We start from the raw sequence: 25,848 nt of genomic DNA on the forward strand, positions 1-25,848 counted from the left end.
GAGGCCCACTCAAACCTGATGGGCGGGCCCTGTCACGCTTCCGGCTGTCAAGACTCGGAGCCGCCCGTCCGGCAGGTTTGGGTCAGCGCGCGGCATAGACACTGACCTGCGGTTCTTGCACTCGACCCTGGAGAGTGCTAAACACGGCATTGGCACTCGACGCCGTCGAGTGCCAGGCAGGCGGTCACCGACCGCCCGCCTGAAGGTCGGGACGGTGAGGCCGCACCCTTGAACGGGTGGGTCGTCCGTCGCGGGCACCGAGCCTGGCCGAGGAAGAGTCCTGCTGCCGCCGCTGACCACAGCGCGGCGGTGGCGCCCAATACCGGAGGACCACACCGCAATGGCCAAACTGATCGCGTTCGACGAGGACGCCCGCCGCGGTCTCGAGCGCGGCTTGAACACCCTCGCCGAAGCCGTCAAGGTGACCCTCGGCCCGCGGGGCCGGAACGTCGTGCTCGAAAAGAAGTGGGGCGCGCCGACGATCACCAACGACGGTGTCTCCATCGCCAAGGAGATCGAGCTCGAGGACCCGTGGGAGAAGATCGGGGCCGAGCTCGTCAAGGAAGTTGCCAAGAAGACCGACGACGTCGCGGGTGACGGCACCACCACCGCCACCGTGCTCGCCCAGGCTCTCGTCCGCGAGGGTCTGCGCAACGTCGCCGCCGGGGCCGACCCGATCAGCCTGAAGCGCGGCATCGAGGCGGCCGTCGAGGCCATCACCGAGCAGCTGCACAAGGCCGCCGTCCAGATCGAGACCAAGGAGCAGATCGCCGCCACCGCGTCGATCTCCGCCGCGGACCGCACCATCGGCGAGCTCATCGCCGAGGCGCTGGACAAGGTCGGCAAGGAAGGCGTCGTCACCGTCGAGGAGAGCAACACCTTCGGGCTCGAGCTCGAGCTCACCGAGGGCATGCGCTTCGACAAGGGCTACATCTCCGGTTACTTCGTGACCGACCCGGAGCGTCAGGAAGCCGAGCTCGAGGACCCGTACGTCCTGCTCTTCGGTTCCAAGATCTCCACCGTCAAGGACGTCCTGCCGCTGCTGGAGAAGGTCATCCAGTCCGGCAAGCCGCTGCTGATCATCGCCGAGGACGTCGAGGGCGAGGCTCTGGCCACCCTGATCGTCAACAAGATGCGTGGCACCTTCAAGTCCGTCGCCGTCAAGGCCCCGGGCTTCGGTGACCGCCGCAAGGCGATCCTGCAGGACATCGCGATCCTGACCGGTGGCCAGGTCATCTCCGAGGACGTCGGCCTCAAGCTGGAGAACGCGGACCTTTCCCTGCTGGGCAAGGCGCGCAAGGCCGTCATCACCAAGGACGAGACCACCATCGTCGAGGGTGCGGGCGACGCCGACCAGATCCAGGGTCGCGTCAACCAGATCCGCGCCGAGATCGACAACTCGGACTCGGACTACGACCGCGAGAAGCTCCAGGAGCGTCTGGCGAAGCTGGCCGGCGGCGTGGCCGTCATCAAGGCCGGTGCCGCCACCGAGGTCGAGCTGAAGGAGCGCAAGCACCGCATCGAGGACGCGGTGCGCAACGCCAAGGCCGCCGTCGAAGAGGGCATCGTCGCCGGTGGTGGCGTCGCTCTCATCCAGGCCGCCGAGGCCGCCTTCGCCGGTCTGAAGCTCGAGGGCGACGAGGCCACTGGTGCCAACATCGTCAAGGTCGCCGTCGAGGCGCCGCTCAAGCAGATCGCGATCAACGCCGGCCTCGAAGGCGGCGTCGTGGCGGAGAAGGTCAAGTCCCTCCCGCAGGGTCACGGCCTCAACGCCGCCACCGGTGTCTACGAGGACCTGCTCGCCGCCGGCGTGCCGGACCCCACGAAGGTCACCCGCTCCGCGCTGCAGAACGCCGCTTCCATCGCGGCGCTGTTCCTGACCACCGAAGCCGTCGTGGCGGACAAGCCGGAGAAGGCCTCGGCCGCTCCCGCCGACCCGTCCGGTGGCATGGGCGGCATGGACTTCTGAGTTCGAGCCCGTAACACCGGAAAGCCCGGACGCGCCTCGCGCGTCCGGGCTTTTCCTTTGCCCGGAGGGTGGTGTGGGCGCGGGCCAAGTCCGTGAAGGCCTCCTTGAGGGACTCTGGGTCCCTCAAGGAGGCCTTCACGGACTAGCACTGGGGCGGGGGCCCGGAGGTGTTGCGAAAGCCACTTTCGCAACGTTGAAGGTTGCGAAAGTGGCTTTCGCAACACCGGGGCCGACGTAGGACGAGCGACTTGAACACGCCACCTTTGCCTTACCCCGCAACAGAACGGCCAGAAACACTCACGACCCCCGCTGGGCCTAGCCGTCTATCTGGTACTCCTCGCCGTCCTTCTTCCGGTCCTTCTCGTACGGGTTGAGGGAGTTCGGCTCTTCGGGCTTCCGCGGTTCGAGGCCGCTCCGGTCGGTGCCCTCGGCCTCCTTGCCCGGATCTTCCCGTTCCGTGGTCTCCGGGTTGGGGTCGATCCTGCCCCGGTTCTTGGCGATCCCCTCGTTCTTCCAGTCCTTGAGGAGTTCCTGGAGGATCGCCTTCTTTTCGGCGTCGGTGTTCGCGTAGGCCTCGGCGGCCTTCATGACCTGTTCGCCCGCCAGCAGGAACCGCGCGCAGGCTGTCCTCATGAACTGTTCGAGGGCGTCACGGATCTCCAGGGTCGTGTCGTCACCCGTGCACGTCGCCCAGTCACGGCCGGAGAGGTGCCGGTCGGCCGCGTCCGCCGCCATGAGTGTCCGCAGTTGCGCCGAATAGGACTCGGCCGCGTCGAAACAGGCTTTCGCGATGTCCATGACGAACTTGAGGTCGACCTCGAACCGTCGTTTTTCGGGCCTGCCCGTCGCGGAGTTCGCGGTGAGGTCGTAGAGCTCCAGGTTGAAGCTGTGTACCTCGGCGATCGCCCGCTGCAGCCGGGTCACGTCCGCGGTGAAGTCCTCTTCGAGGGTGTCCAGCGCGACGTGCTGCTCGTGGAGCGAGGTGTCCAGCCCCTGCAAGATGTCCTGGAGGCTCATGGCGTTGCGCGTCTCGGTCATCTCCTGGGCGATGCCGCCGAGGTAGCCGAGCAGGCCGAGGGCGGTACCGATCGGCGACATGACCTTGCCGAGCTCCTTCGAAAGGCTCGTGACCACCCCGAGGGTCGATCGCACGCGATCGAGGGTGTCCATCTTGTCGCCCAGATCGAAGGTCTTGACGGTGATCTTCTCGTCGAGTTTCGGGGTGGCCCAGGATATGCAGCGGATGATGTTGCGGCGAGTCGCCTCGATGGTCGTGGCACGGGTGGAGTACAGGGTCGCCAGGCTGGCGAGCACGAGCGACTGGTTCTGCAGGGTCGGTGCCACGGAGGCGAAGAACCCGGCTTTGAAGGTCGCGGCGGCCAGTCCGGTCCATCCGGTGAACCACAGCTGTTCCTCACCAGTCCGGCCTGCCAGCCACTGGACGTTCTCGACGACCTCGCGCTGTCCGAGCAGGCTGGTCACGTTCCGTTCCGTGTCCTCGAAGCCCAGGTTGCCCGCGACCTTGAGGTAGGTGTCGTGGGCGGCCTCGAGCTTCGCGAGGTCGGGTCCTTCCAGTTGCGGGACGAACTTGGCGACCTCCTGCCGCCGGTTCCAGGCCAGCCGCTCGATCTGCGCCAGGTTCCGTTCGACATGGCACTCGATGTCGTTCCCGGTCTGGGGGTTGTGCCCGTCGCAGTGGACCTCCCGGAAGCTGCCGTTCATGCCGTCCTCGACCCACGTGAGGAACCCGCAGAAGTCCTCGGAGCCCGACAGATGCCCGTACGCCTCCGGGGGCCACTGCCAGGCCCAGGATTCCGTCGAGCACGGCACGGCGGGCGAAAGGTGGATCATGGCGTCGACGGCGTCTTCCATCCAGCGCTTGGTGAGCGCCTTGTGGAAGTCGTTCAGTGCTTCTTCCAGCATCCTCTTGTATTCGCTGAGGCTGAGGTACTTGCCGGCCATGGAGGCCCCCGCTTCCCGCTCCCTGTGACAAAGTCGAGGGAAGTGTAACGACGAAAGCGGGATCGCGCGCCCGAACCCGGAAACACGAAAGGCCCGGACATCCCCATGTCCGGGCCTTTCGTGCATCCCCCTGCCCCCTGGGCGGACGCCGCGTCCCCTGCGCGCGGCGTCCGCCCTCGATCAGGATTCGCCCGGCTGCTCCGGAGTCAGGAGCCAAGCGGCGGCGTAGAGCGGGATCGCGAATCCGGCGGTGAAGAAGACGCCCGCCACGAGGGCGATGCGCAGGATCGCGGCGTCGACGCCGAGGTAGGCGGCCCAGCCGCCGGCGACGCCCGCGAGCATCTTGTCGGTCCGGCTGCGGTAGAGCTTCTTGGTGGCCTGGGGGGTGTACACGCTGTTCGTCATGGCTCAATGTTCGCCCGGGACCGACCCTTGGCACATCGGGGAACGGCCCTGGGACGACCCTGGAATCCGACCCTGAGAGACCCGAAAACCGGATGACCGGCGGGTGTCGTCGCCGGTATGACTTCTCGGGTGAAACACGACAGCCCCGAATTCGCCGCCATCGCCGAGCAGGGCACGATCCTGCGCTGCCAGGTCGGGTCCGGGCTGCACGGCACCGCCGTGCTCGGCCAGGACGACCGGGACGAACTCGGCATCTGCGTCGAGCCGCCGAGCCACGTGATCGGCCTGAAGCGGTTCGAGCAGTACATCTTCCGCACGCAGCCGGAAGGCGTCCGGTCCGGTCCCGGCGACCTCGACCTGACCGTCTACTCGCTGCGCAAGTGGCTGCGCCTGGCGCTCAACGGGAACCCGACCGTCCTGCTGCCGTTGTTCGTGCCGGAGACCGAGATCGTCGCGATCGACGAGCTCGGCGCCGAACTGCGCGAGAACGCGCACCGGATCGTCTCGCGCGTCGCGGGCCTGCGGTTCCTCGGCTACTCCCGCGCCCAGCGCGAGCGGATGCTGGGGCTGCGGGGCAAGGCGGGCAGGCAGGAGCTGATCGAGAAATACGGCTTCGACACGAAGTTCGCCATGCACATGGTGCGCCTCGGCGTGCAGGGCGTGGAGCTGCTGGAGACCGGGCGGATCACGCTCCCGGTGCCGGAACCGTGGCTGGGCTGGCTTCGTGACCTGCGGCAGGGCAGGAAGACCCGTGACGAAGCGCTGGAGGCGGCCGAGTCCCTCGAACACCGGCTCGACGAGCTGGTGCGCGGGGCGTCGCCGCTGCCGGAGGAGCCGGACACCGGCTGGGTCGACGCTTGGCTCGTGCAGGCCTACCTGAGGGCGTGGAAGATGCCTTGATGACGATCAAGGCGAAAGCGCTCACGTTCGGGATCGCGGTGCTGACCGTGCTGGGAATCGGCACGGCCAGCGCCGCGCCCGAAGACAACGGCGCGCGGAGCAGGCTCGACGTCGTCCAGACGCGCGGCGAGATCCGCGTTTGCTCGACGGGGGACTACCGCCCGTTCACCTATCGGGACGCCGGCGGCGCGTGGAGCGGGATCGACATCGATCTCGCGGGCGACCTCGCCCGGCGGCTCGGCGTCCGGCTCCAACTGGTCCAGACCACCTGGAAGACGATCGCCGACGACGTCGGGCGGAAGTGCGACCTCGCGATGGGCGGGGTGTCGGTGACACTGGACCGGGCGAAGAAGGGTTTCTACACCGTCCCCTACCTTCGGGACGGCAAGACACCGATCACCTTGTGCGAGAACGAAAAACGGTTCCAGACGCTGGAGCAGATCGATCAGCCCGGCGTCCGCGCGATCGTGAATCCGGGCGGTACCAACGAACAGTTCGCCGACGCCAACCTCCGGCGGGCGACCATCGTGCGGCATTCGGACAACAACACGATCTTCGCCGAGATCATCGCGGGCCGCGCCGATCTGATGATCACCGACGCGACCGAAACCCGTTGGCAGGCAAAGCAGAACCCGCGGCTGTGCGCGGTCCATCCCGACGAGCCGTTCACCTTCTCGGAGAAGGCGTACCTGCTGCCGCGCGACGTCGTGTTCAAGGAATGGGCCGACCAGTGGCTGCACCTCGCGCTGAACGACGGCACCTACGCGCGGATCGCGAAACCGTGGCTCGGCTGAAATCGGTTTGAACCACTTTCGTTATCCGGCCGTATCCCTGGATGTGGGTGAGGAGGAACCAGACCGGAGGAGACACGGATGATGAAAAGCGCCGGGAAACACCGCAAGCGGGCGACGATCGGCGTCGCGTCCGTCCTCGGGGTGGCCGCGATCGCCGCGGCGATGTTCGCGGTCAGCACTCCGGACGGACAGGCCGCGGAAAACTGTCAGGGACTGGACACCGCCCTCCGGAACAACCTCAACTTCATCGCCGGTCAGCAGGCGAAACCGGACGCCCTTTCCGCTGCGCGGATCGCGAACCGGCAGGCCGTCGTCGACCTCATCCAGCAGCGCCGCCAGGCCGCCGGTTGCGCCGGGGACGTGCAGGCCGATGGCGGGAAGCAGGAACAGAACCAGGCCGCCGACGAGGCGGAGAAGGCCGCCGAAAAGGACGCCGGGATGGACGACGCCATGGCGGGTGAGGACGAGGCGGCCATGCAGGAGGACGCGGCCGCCGGGCAGGAGGACGCCGCCGCGGGCGGGGACGGCGAGGTCGTCTGCCAGGGCTCCACGGTGACGCTGTCCGGCGAGGGCGGCGCGCCCGCCGCGTCCAGCGGCGAGTTCCCCGAGGGCACCAAGCTGAAGGTGACGAACCTGGACAACGACAAGTCCACGACCGTCGAGGTCACCGGCACTTCCGGCAGTTGCGCGCTGCTGAACAACGCGGCCTTCGAACAGGTCCGCGAACCCGGGAAATTCCTGATCCGCCGGGCCACCATCGAGCGGGTCGGCTGAGACACCCGCACCGGATCGGGGAAGGCGCGAACAGATCCGGTGCGGCGGCGGCACGAGTCCTCCCGGTCCCCTCGGCCGGGAGGGCTCGTGGTCGTTTGTATCTCGCTTGTACGCCCTTTCGGGACGCTTCTCGCGAAACGCCGAGAAAGGACATCCGATGAGATTCAGACGAGCGGTCACCGCGGCCGCCACCGCCTTGCTGGGCATGGCCGGACTCGCGATCACCGCGACGTCGGCCGAAGCCGCCGTCGGGCCCCGTCCCAACTTCCAGCTTCCGTTCCCCTGCAACCAGGTGTGGAACGGCGACAACGACAACTCCAGCGCGCACAAGGCGTACGAAATCGACTTCAACCGCGGCAGCTCCGCGGGGGCGGACCTGGGCGACACCGTCGTCGCGGCGGCCGCGGGCAAGGTCGTCATCTCGGCGCACCAGGGGTCGGACAACGGGTTCGGCAACCTGGTGAAGATCGACCACGGTGGGGGATGGTCGACCTACTACGCACACCTGAAGGTCCGCTCGGTCGGGCTCAACGCGCAGGTCGCGCAGGGGCAGAAGATCGGCGAGGTCGGCAACACCTCCAAGCCGGGCAACAACATCAGCCCGCATCTGCACTACGAGGTCCGCACCAACGACTCCTCATGGCCGAGCAACATCAAGCCCGCGTACTTCAACGGCGTGAAGTTCGGCTACCCCAACGCCAACGTGACCTCCAAGAACACCTGTAGCGGCAACGGGAATCCCAACCCGTACGACGCCGTCGAGGTGTGCGGCGACGGCTACAAGGTGATCGATTCGCAGGCACTCGGCAGCGCCGCGACCACGTACCTGCTGTACAACAGCACGAACAAGAACAACTGCGTCACCACCATCAAGGCCACTTCGGTCGGGGCTGCCAGCGCGGTTTCCGCCTTCCTCGAAGTGGAAGGCGCGGCAAGGAAGACCGACTCCGGCAGCTTCGAGTACTACGCGGGTCCGGTGAGCGCGGCCGCCGGCGCGAAGTGCGTCAGGTGGGGCGGCTCGGCGGGGTCCTCCAGCTACGAATCCCCGCTGGAACACTGCGGCTGATCCCGTCTCGCTTGCCATGAAGGTCCTTTCCTCGCGAAATCCGCGAGGAAAGGACCTTTTCACGGCGTCGGGAGGTGGGTGCGGACGCGGGTGAAGCGGTCTTCCCAAGCGGCCCGGACGTCCGGATCGGCGGCGTGATCGGCGAACACGTCAGGCGCGGGAGCCCGCCGCGGCACCGGCAGACGTCCGTCCACAGGGGACAGTGATTCAGTGCAGACGTCTCCTGTCAGCAAGGACATCGTGCCCAGCCCGCAGGCGAAGTCCAAGGTGGGCAGTGCGCCCGCGAGAGCCAGTCCGGCGGCGAGCCCGACGCTCGTTTCAACGGCGGAGGACACCACGCACGGCAGGCCGCAGGCTTCCGCGACCTCCAGTGCGCGCCGGACCCCGCCCAGCGGCGCGACCTTCAGCACCGCGATGTCGGCGGCTCCCGCCACGGCCACCTTGAGCGGATCTTCGGCCCGGCGGATCGATTCGTCCGCGGCGATCCGCACGCCGACCCGGCGCCGGACATCGGCCAGTTCTTCGATCGACGGGCACGGCTGCTCGACGTATTCGAGCCCGCCCGCCGCGCGGTCCAGTTCGCCGATGGCCTTGACCGCGGTGTCCACGTCCCAGGCCATGTTCGCGTCGACGCGGACCGCGCCGCCCGAGCCCAACGCCGCCCGCACCGCCTCCACCCGCGCGCAGTCCTCGGCGAGGCTCGTCCGCGGGTCGGCGACCTTGACCTTCGCCGTCCGGCAGCCCGACGCGGACACGAGTTCGTACGCCTTCTCCGGGGACACCACCGGGACGGTCGCGTTCACCTCGACGCTGTCCCGTACCGGCGACGGCCACCCGCGTTCGCTCGCCTCCAGCGCGGACGCGAGCCACGGCGCGCTTTCGGCGTCCGAGTAGTCGGAGAACGGGCAGAATTCGCCCCAGCCCGCTTCACCGCGGATCAGCAGTCCTTCACGGACCGTGATGCCGCGGAACCGTGTGCGCAGGGGGATCGAGTAGACGTCCATCGGCACCGATCATGCCACCGGTGGAATCGCGTGCCGTTTCACCCGATTCCGGACAGAATGAGCGGCGTGGCACTCGACTTTCGCGTGCTGGGACCCACCGAGGTCACGGCGGACGGGCTGCCGGTGCCCTTGGGCGGCAGCAGGCCGCTCATCGTGCTGGCGGGCTTGCTGCTGCGCGCGAACACGGTCGTGTCGGTCGAGGAGCTGGGCCGCTGGCTGTGGCCGGACGACCGGCGGCGGTCCAAAGGCGCCTTGCAGACCTACGTCCTGCGGGTCCGCCGCGCGCTCGGCGACGAGGTCGTCCTTCGCACCGAACGTGGCGGCTACCTGCTCGAACTCGACGAGAGCCTGCTCGACCTCGCCCGTTTCCGGGCGCTCGCCTCGGCGGGAGCCGAAGCCGCGAGGGACGGCGACCTGCGCCAGGCCGCCGATCGGTTCGCCGCCGCGCTGGCCGAATGGCGCGGTCCGGCGCTCCAGAACGTCCACTCCGAAGCGCTGCTTCGGGACGAAGCCGACCAGCTGGGCGAAGAGCGGCTGCGCGCCCGCGAACAGTGGGCGGACGCGCTCATCACCCTCGGCGACCACGCCACCGTCATCCCCGAGCTGACCAGGCTGTGCCGCGAGAATCCGCTCCGGGAGCGGCTGCACGAGCAGCTCATGCTCGCGCTCTACCGATCCGGCAGGCAGGCTGAGGCGTTGAACGTCTACCGCCGGATCGGCGCGGTGCTGGCCGAAGAACTCGGCCTGGACCCCGGAGCCTCGTTGCAGCGGGCGCACCAGGCGATCCTGACCGGCGAAGAGACCGTCGAGACCACATTGGACTCCGAGCTGACGCGGTACCGGCTCGGCAGCGAACCGCTGATCCCGCGTCAGCTTCCCGCCGACCTCCGGGTGTTCTCCGGCCGTCAGCGCGATCTCAAGGCATTGCACGGGCTCGTCCCGGAGGCGCTGGACACCGAGCGGTCGACGTCCATCGCGTCGATCGAGGGCATGGGCGGCATCGGCAAGACGACCCTCGCCGTCCATTTCGCGCACGAGGTCGGCGAGCGCTTCCCGGGCGGGCAGGTGTACCTCAACCTGCGCGGATACGGTCCAGGAGAGCCCGTCGAGGCCGCCACCGCGCTCGAGACCATGCTCGTTTCCGTCGGCGTCCCCGCCGACCGGATCCCCGCCGACGTCGACGGGCGTGCGGCCACCTGGCGCAGCCACAGCGCAGGCCGCCGGATGCTGATCCTGCTCGACAACGCCGCGAGCACCGAGCAGATCCGCCCGCTGCTGCCCGGCCCCGGCTGCCTGGTGCTGGTGACCAGCCGGTGGCAGCTACAGGCGCTCGTCGCGACCCACGGCGCCCGGCGGGTCGCGCTGGAGGAACTGCCGGAAGAGGACGCGATCGCGCTCGTCGCCTCGACGATCGGGCTGGACCGGGTCACCGAGGATCCCGAGGCCACCGAACGGTTCGTCCGGTACTGCGGCGGGCTGCCGCTGGCCATCCGGATCCTCGCGGTGCGGGCGGCGCAGTTCCCGGATCTCCCGCTGAGTGAGTTCGTCCGGCTGCTGGAAGCCGAACAGGACAGGCTGGGTTCGTTCGACCTCGCCGACGGCGACGAGACGAACATCCGGGCCGTCTTCTCGTACTCGTACCGGGCGCTCGACGAACGGGCCGCGCGGATGCTGCGGCTGCTCGGCCTGCCCACCGGCGGCGACTTCAGCGTGCCCGCGGCCGCGGCGGTGGCCGGGGTCGACATCGCCGAGGCGCACGCGGACCTGGTGAAGCTGGCTTCCGCGCACCTGATCGCGCGGTCCAGACCAGGCAGGTATCAGTTCCACGACCTCATCCGCGCGTACGCGGCCGAACTCTCGGCCAAGGTCGACGGGCCCGAGGCGCGGACGGGAGTGCTGGACAGGCTGCTCCACGCGTCGCTGGCGTCCGCGCTGAACGCGTCGAGACTCTTGCGTTCGGACCGGCACTACCGGCTCGTCGAACCGGAGCGGTTCGACGGCGCGGGACTGAAGTTCGGGCACTACGAACAGGCGCTGGACTGGTTCGACGAGGAGGCGGGAAACCTCATCGCCGCGGTGAACGTCGCCTACCGGGAGCGGCGGTACCGGGAGTGCTGGCAGCTGGCGTGGCTGCTCCAGTCGTACTTCATCGTGCGGGCCCGGCTGGAGGACTGGCGTTCGGTGTTCGGCGTGGCGCTCCGCGCGGCCCGCGATCTGGGGGACCGCTCGGGCGAGGCCGCCATCCTCAGTGGACTCGGCGTGGCCTGCGGAGTCGCCCGCCAGTACGACGAAAGCATCGTCTACCTCAAGCAGGTCGTCGAGCTGCAACGGCAGGTCGGGGACCGGCAGGGGGAAGCGCGGGCGCTCTACAACCTCACGCTGGCCAGCCAGGACCCCGACACGGGTTGGGAGTACGGGACGCGCGCGTTGCGGCTCATCCGGGAGTCCAACGTCGGCTCCGGCATGGAGGCCAGCGCGTTGCAGGCCCTCGGCGACATCTGCACCCAGGCCGGCCGCTTCGAGCAGGCGCTCGGCTTCGCCGACCAGGCACTGGCGCTGGAAACGCACGCGCTCCCCGACGAAGCCCGCTTCACCTTGCACACCAAGGGAACCGCGCTGGTCGGGCTCGGCCGCCACGACGAAGGCATCGCCTGTATGAAGCGGGCCGTCGAGATGTTCTTCGCCCACGGCGAGCTCTACGAGGCGGCCGACGTGCTGGCCCAGCTCGGCGGAATCCATCTGCGGTTCGGCGATCCCTCGTCGGCGCGGGACTGCTGGCTGCGTTCGGTGCGGGTGCTGACCGAACTCGCGCATCCGGACGCCGAGGACGTCCGGACGAAGCTCGCGTCGCTCGTCGGTGAAACGGTGAAGCGGTGAAGCGGTCAAAGCCGAGCAGACGTGAGTGAGGCACGGGCGCCCGGCGTGCCGACCCCCAGTCGCAGCACGCGAGTACGCCCGTGACCTCGCGCGCTACTTAACAGGACACCGCTCACTGTGCGCTGACTGTGCAGCTCGCGCGGTTCAGGACAGGAGCGCGATGCCGTGCTCGCGGAACAGCGCGAGGCTGTCGGGTTCGGCGAAGCTCGGATGCCGTACTTCGGCGGCGTGCCGGAGCTTCCGGCGCGAACGCCCGCTCACGCCCACGAGAACCGCCACCGGCGGGTCTGGACCAGGCTGGAGGCGAACTCGCGCAGATTGCCCGGCTGACCGGCGAACGACGGCAGACAGAACGACCGGTGCTCGGCGGCGACGGTGAGCGCCCGGCCCTGGGTGCGCGGCGGCGCGGCCACCGACAGCTCCATCGAGTCGAAGCCCAGCACCGTGAGCGTGGCGCCGAAGCGGTCTTCCCAGCTGCGCAGGACCGCGGACAGCTCGTGGACCTGATCGGTCGCCTTGATCATGCCGGTCCAGCCGAGGATCGCCGGGATGTCGGCGGGCCGCTCGGTCTGCACCAGCGCGAGCCGGTGCTGCCCGCGCGCGGCCAGGACCGACCCGGTGTTGCCCGCCTCCGCCAGCGGATCCGCCCGGCGCGACGGACGCCGCGCGAGGCCGGGGAACTTCGCGCCGAACGGGCGCAGGCAGGCGCCGTCACAGCACGACGTGTCCCACCAGCGGGCCAGCACCTCGCCCGGGTCCACCGAGGAGATCCGGTGGTCGGCGGGGGCGAGCCTGCCGCGGTCGTCGATCCAGTCCTCGCCGTTGGCCGCGAACCGCTGGTCGTGCGGGATCAGCACCGGCCACAGCCCGGAGCGGTCGAACTCGGCGACGCAGCCGGTGTAGCGCTCCGGCCTGGCCAACGGCAGGTCGGAAACCCAGATCCGGCCATGCCAGCGGCCGGGAGGCAAGGTCTGGACGGGCGGCGTACCCGGGCGGAACGGTGCGATCGTCATCGGCTTCCCCTCGAACTGGTGTTCGGTCAACTCTACCCGAACACTAGTTCGAAGCACCGACAGTTTTCGATACCCCGTTTGCGGGATCTCGTGGCTGTCGCCCCATCCGCCCCTGGTGTCACATCGGCCCCGGCGGCACCGTCCACAGTGGACGCACTGTGGCGGCGCCGAAGCGTTGCGAAAGCCACTTTCGCAACGTTGAAGGTTGCGAAAGTGGCTTTCGCAACATGTTCGCCGGGGTGTCGCACAGGTCCAGGTGGTCGTGAGCTGGGTTCTGTCCGTGAAGGCCTCCTTGAGGGACCCAGAGTCCCTCAAGGAGGCCTTCACGGAACCGGCGATCGCCACGGTCGCCCCACATGCGCCAGCAGCCGCAAGAAGGCCGCGCGTGAAGGCCCTCGGTCACGTCCTGCCGAGTACATGAAGGCCCCCTTCCTTGCGATAGGCGCAAGGAAGGGGGCCTTCATGTACTTCAGGCGAGTGGGGGGCCGCGTGGGCTACATGGGGCGCAGCAGGTCGTCCGCGTCCACGATCCGGTACGCGTAGCCCTGTTCGGCCAGGAACCGCTGCCGGTGCGCCGCGTACTCCGTGTCGACGGTGTCCCGCGAGACGACCGAGTAGAAGTGCGCCTGCCGTCCGTCGCCCTTGGGCCGCAGCAGCCGCCCGAGCCGCTGGGCCTCCTCCTGCCGCGAGCCGAACGTCCCGGAGATCTGGATCGCGACCGAGGCCTCCGGCAGGTCGATCGAGAAGTTGGCGACCTTCGAGACGACCAGCGTCCTGATCTCACCGCGCCGGAACGCGTCGAACAGCTCCTCGCGTTCCTTGTTCCGCGTCGCGCCCTGGATCACCGGCGCGTCCAGTTCGTCGCCGATCATCTCCAGCTGGTCGAGGTAGGCCCCGATGACCAGGGTCGGCTCGCCCGGATGCCGGTCCACCAGGGATTTGATCACCTTGGTCTTGGTGTCCGCGGTCGCCGCCAGCTTGTACCGCTCCTCGGCCTCGGCCGTCGCGTACGCGAGCCTCTCGGCGTCCGTCAGCGTCACCCGGACCTCGGTGCATTCCGCCGGCGCGATCCAGCCCTGCGCTTCGATGTCACGCCACGGGACGTCGTACCGCTTCGGGCCGATCAGGGAGAACACGTCGCCTTCGCGGCCGTCCTCGCGCACCAGGGTCGCGGTCAGCCCCAGCCGCCGCCGTGACTGCAGGTCGGCGGTCATCCGGAACACCGGCGCGGGCAGCAAGTGGACCTCGTCGTAGACGACCAGGCCCCAGTCCCGCGAGTCGAACAGGTCGAGATGCCTGTACTCGCCCTTGGTCTTGCGCGTGACCACCTGATACGTCGCGATGGTGACCGGCCGGATCTCCTTCTTCTCCCCGGAGTACTCGCCGATCTCCTCCTCGGTGAGCGAGGTCCGCGCGATCAGCTCCCGCTTCCACTGCCTGCCCGCGACGGTGTTCGTCACCAGGATCAGCGTCGTCGCCTTCGCGTGCGCCATGGCCGCGGCGCCGACGAGGGTTTTGCCCGCGCCGCACGGCAGCACGACGACGCCGGACCCGCCCGCCCAGAACGCCTCCGCGGCCTTGCGCTGGTAGTCGCGCAGTTCCCAGTTGGTCTCGGCGAGGTCGATCGGGTGCGCCTCACCGTCGACGTAACCGGCGAGGTCCTCCGCGGGCCAGCCGACCTTCAGCAGCGCCTGCTTGAGCCGTCCGCGTTCGGACGGGTGCACGATGACGGTGTCCTCGTCGATCCGCGCGCCCAGCATCGGGCTGATCTTCTTGTGCCGCAGGATCTCCTCCAGCACCGCGCGGTCGATGGTCGACATGACCAGGCCGTGTGCCGGGTGGTTGGCGATCTGGAGCCGCCCGAACCGGCCCATCGTGTCCACGATGTCGATGAGCAGCGGCTGGGGCACGGGGAACCGCGAGTACGTCGTCAGCGCGTCGACGACCTGTTCGGCGTCGTGGCCCGCCGCACGGGCGTTCCACAACGCCAGCGGCGTGATCCGGTAGGTGTGGACGTGCTCGGGCGCGCGTTCCAGCTCGGCGAACGGCGCGATGGCGATCCGCGCGTCGTCGGCCTGGCTGTTGTCGACCTCGAGCAGGACGGTCTTGTCGGACTGGACGATCAGCGGGCCATCGGTCACGCCCTCCTTTATACGTTCCGGCCACACCGGCACCCGCCGCGGCACCGCTGGTGGAAGGATGTGCGGCAGGTGAGGAGGAGGGGACCTTGACGACTACACCGACCGGCGGGACGCCCGAGTACGACCCGTTCAACGCGCCCGCGCCGATGCCCGCGATGCCGGAGGTGGGGCCGCCGACGCCGTTCCCGAAGCCGGCGCCGCTGAGCGTCCTGGCCAGAGTGTCGATCGTGCTGGGCGTCGTCGCCGCGCTGGGCGTGGGGAGCCTGGTCGCCTGGGGGATCTCGCAGTCGGGCAAGTTCGCCACGGTCGAGGCGGGGAAATGCCTGTACCTGACCGACGAGGCGGGCGGCGGCCAGAGTTACACGACCACCAGCTGCTCCTCGAACCGCGCGACCTTCCGCATCGACGACGTGCGCCCCGGCTCGGCCGCGTGCCGCGACTCGGACTACGTCCAGTTCGAGCTGTACGGGAGTTCTTCCAGGAAGAGGGCCGAAAAGACGCTCTGCCTCGCGTTGAACGTCGACAGCGGGGACTGCCTGCGCGACGTCGTGCACGAGACGCGGATCGCGAAGGTCCGCTGCACCGACATCAGCGCGGAGGCGCGGGCGATCGTGAGGCTGGGGCCGTCGGAGGACGCCTGCCAGTCGGACGACACCGAGCTGCACTACACCGGGCCGCCCGAGCGCACGGTGTGTCTCAGGCCGACCGGGGAGAACATCTAAGAGCGCGGCACCATCGACTGGACGTCGAGGCGGGCGCCGATCATGCCGGAGTTGTGCATCAGGTCGGCGACCCGCTGCAGCCGGATGCCGTTGAGCGACACCGGGTAGGTCCCGAGCGAGATCAGTGACGCCGTGGTCCGGTCGATGTCGGAGAACGACGGCAGCGCGTCGCGGACGACGACCGGGTCGGCGGCCCGCACCTGTGCCTCGCCGAGGACTTCCCGGAAGACCGCGAGCGTGCGGGCGTTGCCCTGGCCGAAGCTCCCGGTCGAAACGTAGGAGGACATCGGGAAGTCCAGCGTCGCGCCGCGCGCGCCGTCGGCGAGGATGCTCGCGCCGAGTTCCTTCTCGGCCCTGGTGATGTACGGCTCGACCATCCACGCGGCGTCGACCTCGCCCGCCTGGAGCGCCTGCGGCATCCGGTCGAACGGATTCTGCTTGAACTGAATCTTGTTCACGTCCACCCCCGCGGTGCCGAGGACCGAGCGGGCCGCGAGCACGCCGACGTCGTCGAGCATGTTCACCGCGATCTTCGGCGACTTCTTGAGCGTCGGCTCGGTGTACTCGGAGCCGGGGAGTGTGACGAGCGCCATGGTGTTGCGGCCGGCGGTGTACGCCTCGCCCTGCAGCTGCAACGCCGTCCCGGCCGCGGCGGCGCGGAAGATGGAGACGTCGCTGGCGAACGCCAGGTCGATCTCGCCCGCGGAGAGCTTGCCGATCGCCTGGTCGGCGGGGACGTCGACGAGGGTCACGGAAAGGCCGGCGGCGGTGAACTTCCCCTCGGCGACGGCGACCCTCAAGGGCGCCGTGTCGATGGGGCTTCCGACGCCGATCCGTAGTTCCGTCCGTTCGAGTGGCGCGTCGGTGCTTGCGTCACCGCCGGAAAACACTCCGCAACCGGCCGTCGCCAGCAGAGCCGCTACCAGCGGAATCGTCAAGACGCGCATCTTCGCCACCGCTCACCTACCGAGAGAATGTGCTCCTCCTTCTGGATCGTATGGTCCGGGCCCCATACGATCGCGTGCGGGAGACGCCGGATTGCGCGGCTTTCGATCGTTCTCGAACCTTGTTACTCTACAGTAGGTTCGGGCTCTCGTCCCCGATGTCAGCCATGGGAAAGGGTCCCGTGGTGGGAAAAGGAAACCAGGTGGCCCGTCGCGACAAGCGTCCCCGTGGGGGCGACGCGGCGGAACGGCACCCTCGCGTCGGTGGCCGCTGGCGGCTGCGGAACTGGCACCTGCGTACCAAACTCTTCGTGGTACTCCTGATTCCCGCGCTCGCGGTGGTCGCCCTCGTCGGGCTCCGGGTCAACTCGGATCTGCGGGATGCCCGGCAGCTGGCCGAATTCGCGACCCGCGGCCGGGTCGACAGCACCGTCGCCGAGGCCGTGCACCAGCTGCAGCGCGAGCGGGACCTCACCGTTCGGTTCGTCGCGGGCAACCGCAAGGGCGACGTGTCCGAATTGACCGAGCAGCGCAAGCGGGTCGACGAGGCCATCGGCACGTTCGACCGCACGCTCGGCGAGAGCAAGAGCAGGCTCGGCGACAAGGCCGCGACCAGCCTCCAGCTGACCAGCGACAGGCTGCGCGTGCTGACCGGGCTCAGGTTTTCCGCGGAACACTCGGCATTTCCCGCCGACGCGGTGCTGCGTTCCTACAGCGAACTGATCTCCGGCCTGCTCGACATCAGCGATTCCACCGCCGCCGACGTGTCCGACCCGGATCTGGGGAAGCTCCGGCTCGCGGGCAACGCGCTCGCGCGGGTCAAGGACCAGATGTCGGTCAAGCGCGCGATCCTGGCCGCCGCGCTCGCCCAGGGCGGCCTCAACCGGGACCGGACCCGCGCGCTGCTCGGCGCCGAGGCCGAACTCGCCGCCGCCCGCAACGACTACCGCACCTTCGCGACGCCCGAACAGCAGCGGATGTACGACGACACGGTGATCGGCCTGATCGTCGACATCGGCAACGACATGGTGGAGTCGGCGCTCATCCGCGCCGAGAACGACCAAGGGCTCGGCGGGCTGGACGCGAACCAGTGGGACACCTCCGCCACCTACACGGTCAATCTGGCCCACCAGGTGCAGCAGGCGCTGCTCGTGCAGCTGCAAGAACGTACGGACACCCTTGCGGCACAAGCGAGAACGTCCGCGATCTGGGACGGCGGCATCGTGCTCGGCGTCCTCGTGGTCGCCGGTGTGCTCTCCGTGATCATCGCGCGTTCGCTGCTGCGGCCGCTGCGGATCCTGCGCCGCAGCGCGCTCCAGGTCGCCGAGCACCAGCTCCCGGCGGCCGTCGAAGGACTGCTGAGCGATCCCGAGCCGCAGCCGGAGAACCTGCGGCGACGGCTGGCTGTCGCGCCGGTCCCGGTGTTCAGCCGCGAGGAACTCGGCCAGGTGGCGCGGGCGTTCGACGCGGTCCACGGCGAGGCCGTCCGGCTCGCCGGGGAACAGGCCATGCTGCGGGAGAACATCAACGCGATGTTCGTGAACCTGTCGCAGCGGAGCCAGGATCTCGTCGAGCGCCAGCTTTCCGTGCTCGACCGCATGGAGGCCGACGAACAGGATCCCGACACGCTCGCCGGGCTCTTCGAACTCGACCACCTCGCGACGCGGATGCGGCGCAACAGCGAGAACCTGCTGGTGCTTTCGGGAACGGACGTCGTCCGCGAGGACGGCGGTGCCGTCGTCGCCGACGAGATCATCGGCGCCGCGCTGTCGGAGGTCGAGCACTACCAGCGCATCGAACTCGGTGCGGCGCCGCGGATCGCGGTCCGCGGCGAGGCGGTCAACGACCTCGTGCACGTGGTCTCCGAGCTGCTGGAGAACGCGACCCGCTACTCGGACCAGAGCACGATGGTGCAGGTCGAGGGGCACGAGACCGACCGCGGCGAATGGCAGATCGAGATCACCGACCACGGCGCCGGGATGCCGCAGGCGGAGATCGACCGGACCAACACGCGGCTGGCGAACCCGCCGGACGTCGACGTCGAGGTCTCGCGGCGGATGGGCCTGTTCGTGGTCGCGACGCTGGCCGTCCGCCATCGCATCGACGTCCGGCTGCGGTCGGCCGACGGCGGCGGGATCACCGCGGTGGTCGTCGTGCCCGCCGGGCTCATCGTCGAAGCGCCCCGGCCCGCCCCGATGCCGGAACCCCCGCCCGTCGCCGCCGCGCCCGAGCCGGAACCCGAACCGCCGCTGGAAGTCCCGCCGCTGCCCGAACCGGAGGAGGGCGCCGACGAGTCGCGGTTCGCGCCCGTGCTGGATCCCGGGCCGCTGCGCCGCGCGCCCGTCGTCGAGCGGGAGACCCAGCCGGAGTGGCCTTCGGCGGACGACGACGCCGTCACCCACCTCGAACTGGACTCGCCGACCGAGCGGATGCCCAAATACCAGAGCGTGCTTTCGCAGTGGTTCGACCACGGCGGCCCGCGCGAAGGGCCTTCGCCCACCGAGCCCGGCCCGCCGTCGTTGCCGTCGTTCGAACCGGTGAAGGAGGCGGAAGCGTCGGCGGAGAAGGCCGCGAGCGAGGCACCCGCGACGGATCCGGACGAGCCGACCGAGCCGACGCTGAAGCCCCTGGAGCCGAAGCCGGTGGAGTCCGAGGCTGTGGAGTCCAAGGAGAAGGCGCCGGAGCCCGGGCCGGAGCCCGCCTGGCCGACGTCCGCCGAGCTGGAACAGGAGGACGGGGCGGAGGAGACCTGGCCGGTACTGCCCGCCGTCGTCCCCGAAGCCCGATCGCAGGACGACAGGCCGGAGAAGCCGCGAGGGGAGAGGCCGATACTCTCACTTTCCCCCGAAGCGGTCCGCGAACGGATGACCAGCCTGCAAGGCGGATTCCGGCGCGGTCGCCACGCCAGGGGTGACGACAACCCCTCGGATTGAGCGAATTGGAAGGTCCATGAGCCCGAAAACCGGCCTGCTGGAAGTGATCGCGCTGACCGCGGCGGACGCGGAGCGCGCACAGGAAGGCGGGGCCGATCGCCTCGAACTGGTCAGCGACATGGCCAGCGACGGTCTTTCGCCGTCGGTCGGGACGCTGCTCGAGGTGCTCGCCGCCACCGATCTCCCGGTACGGGTCATGGTGCGCGACAACATGTCCTTCGCCGCCGGAGACCTCGACGGGCTGCGTGCGGACGCCGTGCGGCTGCTCGACGCGGGCGCGCGGGAGTTCGTCTTCGGCTTCCTGGATCTGGACAGCGAAATCGACGTCGACGCCTGCGAGACGCTGGTCAAGGAGCTCGACGGTCTGCCGTGGACGTTCCACCGGGCCATCGACCGCGCGCGGGACCCGTTGCGCGCCTACGACCAGCTGGCCGCGCTCGGCTGCGACACGGTGCTCGCGGCCGGGCATCCGCACGGCGTGGCGCACGGTCTCTCGGTCCTGCAGCGGCTCGCCCGGCGCGAAGACGGGCCCCAGCTGCTGGTCGGCGGTGGCCTGCGGGCGCAGCAGGTGCATCTGCTGCGGGCGGGCGGGGTGCGCGCCTTCCACGTCGGCAGCGCGGTCCGGCCCGGCGGCTGGGAGTCCGATGTGGACGTCGCCGCCGTCCGCGAATGGGCCGCCCTGGTCAAGGAGTAAGCCGGGAACACCGGGTCAGGTCCAGACCACACACGGTGATATGAGGTTGCATCTTCAACTATCGCCGTCCGACCAGATACCGTGTGCGCCATGGCTACCCGCACCGTACGTGACGCGACCAGGGAACTGCTGCGCGAACTGGGCCTGACCACGGTTTTCGGCAATCCCGGTACGACCGAGATCGCCTTCCTCACGGAATGGCCGGACGACTTCACCTACGTGCTCGCGCTCCACGAGGCGTCCGTCGTCGCGATGGCCGACGGGTACGCCCGCGCCGCGCGACGGCCGGCGCTGGTGAACCTGCATTCCGCGGGCGGCGTCGGCCACGCGCTCGGGCACATCTTCACCGCCTACCGCAACAACGCCCCGCTGATCATCCTGGCGGGCCAGCAGACCAGGTCGCTGCTGCCGGACGACCCCTTCCTCGGCGCCGTCGAGGCGACGAACTTCCCCAAGCCGTACGTGAAGTGGAGCTGCGAGCCCGCCAGGGCCGAGGACGTCCCGGCGGCGCTGGCGCGGGCGTATCACATGGCGACGCAGGCGCCGATGGGTCCGGTGTTCGTCTCCGTGCCCGTGGACGACTGGGACGTCGAGACCTCGAAGCCGATCGTCTCCCGGCCGGCGATCCGCGGCTTCGCGCCCGACCCGTCCGCTGTGGACGAACTGGTGTCCGCCTTGGACGCCGCGGAGAACCCGGCGATCGTGGTCGGCCCCGGCATCGACGGCGAGGGCGCCGTACCGGACGTCGTCGCGCTGGCCGAGAAGGTGGGCGCCGGGGTCTGGGCGCCGCCGATGGGCGCGCGCTGCTCCTTCCCCGAAGACCACCCGCAGTTCTTCGGTTTCCTTCAGCCGGAACGGAAAATGCTCGCGAGCGCGCTGGTCGAGCACGACCTCGTGGTCGTCATCGGCGCCCCGGCGTTCACCTACCACGTGTACCGGGGCGAGTCGGAGACCGCGCTGCCGCCGCTGTTCCTGATCAGCGACGACGAGCAGATCCTCGCCAGGGCCGCCGAGGGCACCGGTATCCGGGCGACGCCGAAGCTCGCGATCCGCGCCCTGCTGGACCGGGCCGCGCCGCGTCAGACGCCGAAACCCCGCACCCGGCTGGAAAAGCCCGCCGCGGCCACGCCGATCACGCCCGGCTTCGCCTACGCCACGATCGCGGAAGTCCTGCCGGATGACGCGATCGTCGTCGAAGAGACGCCGAGCCACCGCAACGAACTGCACGACCACCTGCCGATCAGGTCCACTGACACCGGCTTCCTCACCGTCGCCAGCGGGACCCTGGGCTACGGTCTCCCGGCCGCCGTCGGTGCGGCGCTGGGCCGCCCGGAGCGCAAGGTCGTCGCCATCCTGGGCGACGGGTCGAGCATGTACTGCGTCCAGGCACTGTGGACGGCGGCGCAGCACAACCTGCCGGTGACGTTCGTGATCTTCGACAACTCGGAGTACGCCGCCGTGCGCATCCTCGGTGAGGCGGCCGGTGGCGAGAAGGTGCCGGGCGTCGACCTCGGCGGCATCGATTTCCCCGCGCTGGCGAAGAGCCTCGGCCTGGGAACTTCGGTCGTCGAGAAGGCGGAGGACCTCAAGCCGACGCTGGAAGCCGCGCTGCCGGACGAGCGCCCGCATCTGGTGCACGTCCGCATCGACGCGAACCCGCGCACGCTCTACTGAGCCTCGGGAAGTACATGAAGGCCCCCTTCCTTGCGCCTATCGCAAGGAAGGGGGCCTTCATGTACTTGTGAATCAGCTCTTGGCGCGGGCTTCGGTGGAGGCCTCGGCGGCGTCGGCGGCGGCTTCCTGCTGCGCCAGCTCGTACTCGGCCGCGTCCGAAGCGGCGGTGACGGCTTCAGGCGCACCACCGTGCAGCAGCCGCGCGACCTCGCCGCGCAGCGTCACGAACTCGGCGGACTCGCGCGTGGTGATCTGGTCCCGCTCCGCGGGCAGCCCGACCGGCAGGTCCGCGACGATCGTGGCGGGCGACTTCGACAGCACGAGCACCCGGTCCGACAGGTACACGCTTTCGTCGATGTCGTGCGTGACCACGAGAATCGTGCTCCCGTTCTCGCGCTGAACGCGCCGGGTCAGGTCCTCGAGTTCGAACCGCGTCTGCGCGTCGACCGACGCGAACGGCTCGTCCATCAGCAGCAGGGCGGGCCGGCTGGCCAGGGCGCGCGCGATCGACACACGCTGCTGCATACCGCCCGAGAGCTGCCACGGGAACTTCGAGCCGACCCCGGACAGCCCGACGGACTCCAGCGAGTCCCGCGCCCGCGTACGGCGCTCCGAGCGGCTCAAGTTACGCCACCGCAAGGGGAACTCGACGTTCTTCTCGACCGAGAGCCACGGGAACAGCGAGCGGCTGTAGTCCTGGAACACCACGGCGAGGTCGTCGGGCACGCCGGAGGAGATGGCTTCGCCGTGCAGGCTGACCCGGCCGGACGTCGGCTTGATCAGCCCGGCGATGCAGCGCAGCAGCGTCGACTTGCCGCAGCCCGACGGGCCCACGATGCTCGCGAGCTGTCCCGCTTCGACGGTGAACGACAGGTCGTTGACCGCGACGTGCGCCTTTTCTCCCGCGCCGTACCGGTGGTTCAGCCCGGAGACTTCGAGCATGGTTGACATCTTGCTGACCCTTCGTGTCCTTGAGGCGAAGCCGCGACCGCGATCGACGTCGGCAGGGCGCTCGTTCGTGACGCTTGTCGAGTTGTGCGGTCCGGCGCCCTGCCACCGCGATAGCGGGGCCTGCGGCCGGGGCGGCTTCGCGCCTATGGTCGTTTTCCGCTGCATCCCTCTGCTCCGCCGATCAGCGAGAAAGAACTAGATACGGCCGTTGCGGGTGGGCTGCCAGCGGAGCACTCTCTGCTCCACCGCCAGGAAGGCCGCGTTGAACCCGAAGCCGAGGATCCCGAGCAGGACCAGCCACGACCACATGAGCGGGAAGTCGAACGCCTGCTGGGCGTCCATCAGGGACCGGCCGATGCCGTTGTAGGAGCCGACCAGCTCCGAGATCACCATCAGCAGCAGGGAGATCGAGAGGCTCAGCCGCAGGCCCGCGAAGATCTTCGGCCCGGCGGCGGGCAGCACGATCGAGCGCACCCAGTACGACCGCGGCGTCCGGAACGACTTCGCGGTGTCGATCTTCACCTGGTCCACCGACCGGACGCCGTCCACGGTGTTGAGCAGCACCGGCCAGATCGCGCCGAAGATGATCGACCCGGTCTGCATCCCCGGCCCGAGTCCGAAGAGGACGATGAACACCGGGATCAGCGCGGGCGGCGGAACCGAGCGGAAGAACGCGAAAAGCGGTCCGACGTAGTCCATCCCGTGCTTCGACCGTCCCAAGGCGACACCCAGCGCGACGCCGAGGACGCCGGCCAGCAGCCAGCCGCCGAGCGTCCGGCCGAGGCTCGGCAGGACGTTGTCGAACACGGTGTCGGTCAGGAACAGCTGCGAGGCCGGACCGGTGAACCACAGCTTCGCCGAGGCGGACACGATTTCGGTCGGCGGCGGGAAGAACGGGCTTTCGGCGAGCCGGGTCGCGAGCTCCCAGAGCCCGAGCAGGGCGAAGAACAGCAGCCAGTTGCGGACCAGGATGCCGAGGCCCCGGCCCACGCGCCTGCCGACGCGGCTGGTCAGCGTGAGGGTCGTCACGAGACCGCCTCCCGGTCGACCGTGCTCCAGCGGAACGCCCGCCTGCCGATCATTTCGAGTCCGCCGTTGATGAGGAAGCCGAGCGCGCCGACCACCACGGTGCCGGCGAGCACGAGGTCGAACCGGGTGGAACCGGTGCTGGCCTGCATGATGAAGTTGCCGATGCCGAGTTTGGCGCCCGCCAGGAACTCGGTACTGACCACCGCGATCAGCGCGATGTTGGCGGACAGCCGGACACCGGTGAACACGAACGGCGCGGTGTGCGGCAGCGCCACCGACGTCAGCGTCCGGAATTTGCCGGTGCCGCAGGCCTTCGCGGTCTCCAGCAGTACGGGGTCGATCTCGCCGAGGGCGTAGATCGTGTTGAACATGATGGGCCACAACGACGCGTACACGGCCAGCGTGATCTTCGCTTCGGGGCCGCCGCCGATCAGCAGGAGCACCAGCGGGATCAGCGCCACGGCGGGGATCGGCCGCAGGAACTCGACGATCACCGCGGTCGCGGTGCGCAGACCGGGGATGCTGCCCAGCAGCAGACCGGCGGGCACGGCGACCGCGACGGCGATCAGCAGCGCGATCGCCCACGCGAGGAACGTGGCGATCAGATCCCGGATGAACTGCGTCTCCCCGAACTGTTCGACGATCGTCACGAGGACGACGGACGGCGGGGGGAGGAACTCTTTACGGACCAGGCCGGCCTGGACGATCACTTCCCACAGGAGGAAGAAACCGGCCAGACCGGCCAGGGCACGGAGAAGTCGTGGCACCTTTACCTTTATCCAGCTTGAGGGGCGAGCATCGGGGCGGCGTCGAGCTTGGCCGTCAGCACGCCGGTCTGCAGCAACAGGTCCGGCACGCGCTGCAGGCGGCGCGGGTCCAGCGTTGACCCGAACGTCGGCAGCGTGAGCAGTGACGCGGTTTCGGCGTCGACCTTGGCGTACTTGACGATCAGCGGTTCGATCTTGGAACGGTCGGCCGAGTCGCGCACGGCCTTGGTCAGCGCACGCTGGAAAGCGGCGAGCGTCTTGGGGTTCTTGTCCACGAAGGACCCGAGCGCGCCGAAGCCCGCCAGGGGGAAGTCCTGCGTGGCGCCGGTCGCGATGTCGACGACCGGGGTCGCGCCGACTACCTTGGAGGCCTGGGTCAGGAACGGCTCGGGCAGGTAGCCCGCGTCGACCTGGCCCGACGAGAGCGCGGCGGCGATGTTCGGCAGCGCCATCGGCACCCACTGGACCTTGCTGGTGTCGACACCGTGGTCCTTCATCACCGAGACGGTGAGCAGGTGGGACGCGGTGTTCTTGTCGGTGATCGCGATCTTCTTGCCCGCGAGGTCGTTGATCGTCTTGACCGACGAGTTCGGCACCGTGACGACCGCGTTGCTCTTGGGGCTCGCGGAGACGGCGTCGGCGACGAGCCGGATGTCGGCCGCGCCCTTGCTCTTCGCGACGAAGAACGGCATGTAGGTGGAGAAGGCGATGTCGACCTCGCCACCGATCATCTTGGTCATCGACTGCTGACCACTGGGCGCGTCGACCGCTTCGACCTCCAGGCCTTCGGCCTTGAAGTACCCGCCTTCCTGCGCGAGCCGCAGCGGGGCGAGGTCGACGACCGGCAGCACGGCCACCTTGATCTTCGCCTTCTCCACGGCACCGTCACCGCCGGACGCCTTGGACGTGTCCTCGCCGCCGAGGGCGCCACAGGCGCCCAACGTGGCCAGCATGAGCGCGCTCAAGGCGACGCCGACGGCACTCCGGCCTCTACGTGCACCACTCCTGCTCATGGCGTTTCGAAACAAAGCCAGCTCCTCGGAAACAATGAATCACCGTTGGGGTTTTTTCATCCGTGTCGTGGCTTCATTTCGCCAGGCACGCGGTCACCTTAGAGATTTGCCCACCTGCTCACAATGGGTGTCGTGAGCGGGTGATCATTTTAGGCCATTCGCCCGATACCATGATCACCCGCTTGGACAATATTACTTTCAGTGATCGAATTCCGC

At 69.1% G+C, this 25,848-nt stretch carries 21 protein-coding genes; 10 read left to right on the forward strand and 11 right to left on the reverse strand.

What is annotated here, in order from left to right; genetic code table 11:
* Positions 1–340 precede the first annotated feature (340 nt).
* Entirely contained in the window at positions 341–1,969 is a 1,629-nt protein-coding gene (groL, locus tag B0293_RS01495) for a chaperonin GroEL (protein WP_005164277.1), read from the forward strand.
* 315 nt (positions 1,970–2,284) lie between these two features.
* On the opposite strand, the gene B0293_RS01500 is transcribed toward groL, so the two are convergent.
* A complete protein-coding gene (locus tag B0293_RS01500; RefSeq protein WP_005164279.1) occupies positions 2,285–3,931 on the reverse strand; it encodes a hypothetical protein in 1,647 nt (548 codons plus the stop codon).
* Between the two features lie 180 nt (positions 3,932–4,111).
* On the reverse strand, positions 4,112–4,336 hold the full coding sequence (locus tag B0293_RS01505) for a PspC domain-containing protein (protein WP_007033414.1): 225 nt from the start codon (positions 4,334–4,336) through the stop codon (positions 4,112–4,114).
* Positions 4,337–4,453: 117 nt separating this feature from the next.
* Between B0293_RS01505 and B0293_RS01510 the strand changes: the two genes are divergently transcribed.
* The 4 genes from B0293_RS01510 (at position 4,454) to B0293_RS01525 (ending at position 7,870) form a co-directional block, all read left to right on the forward strand.
* The gene (locus tag B0293_RS01510; RefSeq protein ID WP_005164284.1) at positions 4,454–5,236 is read left to right on the forward strand and encodes a nucleotidyltransferase domain-containing protein; all 783 of its coding nucleotides are present in this window, start codon (positions 4,454–4,456) and stop codon (positions 5,234–5,236) included.
* Positions 5,236–6,030: a transporter substrate-binding domain-containing protein gene (locus B0293_RS01515; RefSeq protein ID WP_005164286.1), complete on the forward strand. Its 795-nt coding sequence runs from the start codon at positions 5,236–5,238 to the stop codon at positions 6,028–6,030. Before B0293_RS01510 ends, B0293_RS01515 begins: the two co-directional genes overlap by 1 nt.
* A gap of 78 nt (positions 6,031–6,108) precedes the next feature.
* Entirely contained in the window at positions 6,109–6,804 is a 696-nt protein-coding gene (locus B0293_RS01520) for an RlpA-like double-psi beta-barrel domain-containing protein (RefSeq protein WP_005164289.1), read from the forward strand.
* Positions 6,805–6,961: 157 nt separating this feature from the next.
* Positions 6,962–7,870: a M23 family metallopeptidase gene (locus B0293_RS01525; protein WP_005164295.1), complete on the forward strand. Its 909-nt coding sequence runs from the start codon at positions 6,962–6,964 to the stop codon at positions 7,868–7,870.
* Positions 7,871–7,929: 59 nt separating this feature from the next.
* Here the strand turns inward: B0293_RS01525 and B0293_RS01530 are convergent, their stop codons facing one another.
* On the reverse strand, positions 7,930–8,874 hold the full coding sequence (locus B0293_RS01530; protein WP_005164297.1) for an o-succinylbenzoate synthase: 945 nt from the start codon (positions 8,872–8,874) through the stop codon (positions 7,930–7,932).
* Positions 8,875–8,931: 57 nt separating this feature from the next.
* Between B0293_RS01530 and B0293_RS01535 the strand changes: the two genes are divergently transcribed.
* The gene (locus B0293_RS01535) at positions 8,932–11,751 is read left to right on the forward strand and encodes an AfsR/SARP family transcriptional regulator (protein ID WP_039919252.1); all 2,820 of its coding nucleotides are present in this window, start codon (positions 8,932–8,934) and stop codon (positions 11,749–11,751) included.
* 144 nt (positions 11,752–11,895) lie between these two features.
* On the opposite strand, the gene B0293_RS42860 is transcribed toward B0293_RS01535, so the two are convergent.
* The 3 genes from B0293_RS42860 to B0293_RS01545 all read right to left on the reverse strand — a co-directional run bounded on the left by B0293_RS42860 (position 11,896) and on the right by B0293_RS01545 (position 14,905).
* Positions 11,896–12,012, reverse strand: a complete 117-nt coding sequence (locus B0293_RS42860; RefSeq protein WP_245192056.1) for a DUF72 domain-containing protein — start codon at positions 12,010–12,012, stop codon at positions 11,896–11,898.
* On the reverse strand, positions 12,009–12,764 hold the full coding sequence (locus B0293_RS01540) for a DUF4253 domain-containing protein (protein ID WP_039919254.1): 756 nt from the start codon (positions 12,762–12,764) through the stop codon (positions 12,009–12,011). Before B0293_RS01540 ends, B0293_RS42860 begins: the two co-directional genes overlap by 4 nt.
* Positions 12,765–13,258: 494 nt before the next feature.
* Positions 13,259–14,905 carry a DNA repair helicase XPB gene (locus B0293_RS01545; RefSeq protein WP_005156232.1) on the reverse strand — a complete coding sequence of 549 codons (1,647 nt, stop codon included), beginning with the start codon at positions 14,903–14,905 and terminating at the stop codon, positions 13,259–13,261.
* Positions 14,906–14,991: 86 nt separating this feature from the next.
* Here B0293_RS01545 and B0293_RS01550 point away from each other — a divergent pair, with 86 nt between their 5' ends.
* Positions 14,992–15,627, forward strand: a complete 636-nt coding sequence (locus B0293_RS01550) for an LppU/SCO3897 family protein (RefSeq protein ID WP_005156230.1) — start codon at positions 14,992–14,994, stop codon at positions 15,625–15,627.
* Here the strand turns inward: B0293_RS01550 and B0293_RS01555 are convergent.
* Positions 15,624–16,583 carry an ABC transporter substrate-binding protein gene (locus B0293_RS01555; RefSeq protein WP_005156227.1) on the reverse strand — a complete coding sequence of 320 codons (960 nt, stop codon included), beginning with the start codon at positions 16,581–16,583 and terminating at the stop codon, positions 15,624–15,626. The genes B0293_RS01550 and B0293_RS01555 overlap by 4 nt on opposite strands.
* A 191-nt stretch (positions 16,584–16,774) precedes the next feature.
* Between B0293_RS01555 and B0293_RS01560 the strand changes: the two genes are divergently transcribed.
* The 3 genes from B0293_RS01560 to mdlC all read left to right on the forward strand — a co-directional run bounded on the left by B0293_RS01560 (position 16,775) and on the right by mdlC (position 21,872).
* The gene (locus tag B0293_RS01560) at positions 16,775–19,504 is read left to right on the forward strand and encodes a sensor histidine kinase (protein WP_005156224.1); all 2,730 of its coding nucleotides are present in this window, start codon (positions 16,775–16,777) and stop codon (positions 19,502–19,504) included.
* Between the two features lie 16 nt (positions 19,505–19,520).
* Positions 19,521–20,198: a copper homeostasis protein CutC gene (locus tag B0293_RS01565; protein ID WP_005156223.1), complete on the forward strand. Its 678-nt coding sequence runs from the start codon at positions 19,521–19,523 to the stop codon at positions 20,196–20,198.
* A 90-nt stretch (positions 20,199–20,288) separates the two neighbouring features.
* On the forward strand, positions 20,289–21,872 hold the full coding sequence (gene mdlC, locus B0293_RS01570) for a benzoylformate decarboxylase (protein ID WP_005156221.1): 1,584 nt from the start codon (positions 20,289–20,291) through the stop codon (positions 21,870–21,872).
* Positions 21,873–21,944: 72 nt separating this feature from the next.
* On the opposite strand, the gene B0293_RS01575 is transcribed toward mdlC, so the two are convergent.
* The 4 genes from B0293_RS01575 to B0293_RS01590 all read right to left on the reverse strand — a co-directional run bounded on the left by B0293_RS01575 (position 21,945) and on the right by B0293_RS01590 (position 25,572).
* Positions 21,945–22,823 (reverse strand): ABC transporter ATP-binding protein, encoded by an 879-nt coding sequence (locus B0293_RS01575; RefSeq protein WP_005156212.1) that lies wholly within the window; start codon positions 22,821–22,823, stop codon positions 21,945–21,947.
* A gap of 195 nt (positions 22,824–23,018) precedes the next feature.
* Positions 23,019–23,852 (reverse strand): ABC transporter permease, encoded by an 834-nt coding sequence (locus B0293_RS01580; RefSeq protein WP_039917577.1) that lies wholly within the window; start codon positions 23,850–23,852, stop codon positions 23,019–23,021.
* Positions 23,849–24,619 carry an ABC transporter permease gene (locus B0293_RS01585; protein ID WP_005156210.1) on the reverse strand — a complete coding sequence of 257 codons (771 nt, stop codon included), beginning with the start codon at positions 24,617–24,619 and terminating at the stop codon, positions 23,849–23,851. Before B0293_RS01585 ends, B0293_RS01580 begins: the two co-directional genes overlap by 4 nt.
* Positions 24,620–24,627: 8 nt before the next feature.
* Positions 24,628–25,572, reverse strand: coding sequence for an ABC transporter substrate-binding protein (locus tag B0293_RS01590; RefSeq protein WP_005156207.1), 945 nt, complete (start codon positions 25,570–25,572; stop codon positions 24,628–24,630).
* Between the last annotated feature and the right edge of the window lie 276 nt (positions 25,573–25,848).

The organism is Amycolatopsis azurea DSM 43854, assembly GCF_001995215.1.
Lineage (GTDB): Bacteria > Actinomycetota > Actinomycetes > Mycobacteriales > Pseudonocardiaceae > Amycolatopsis > Amycolatopsis azurea.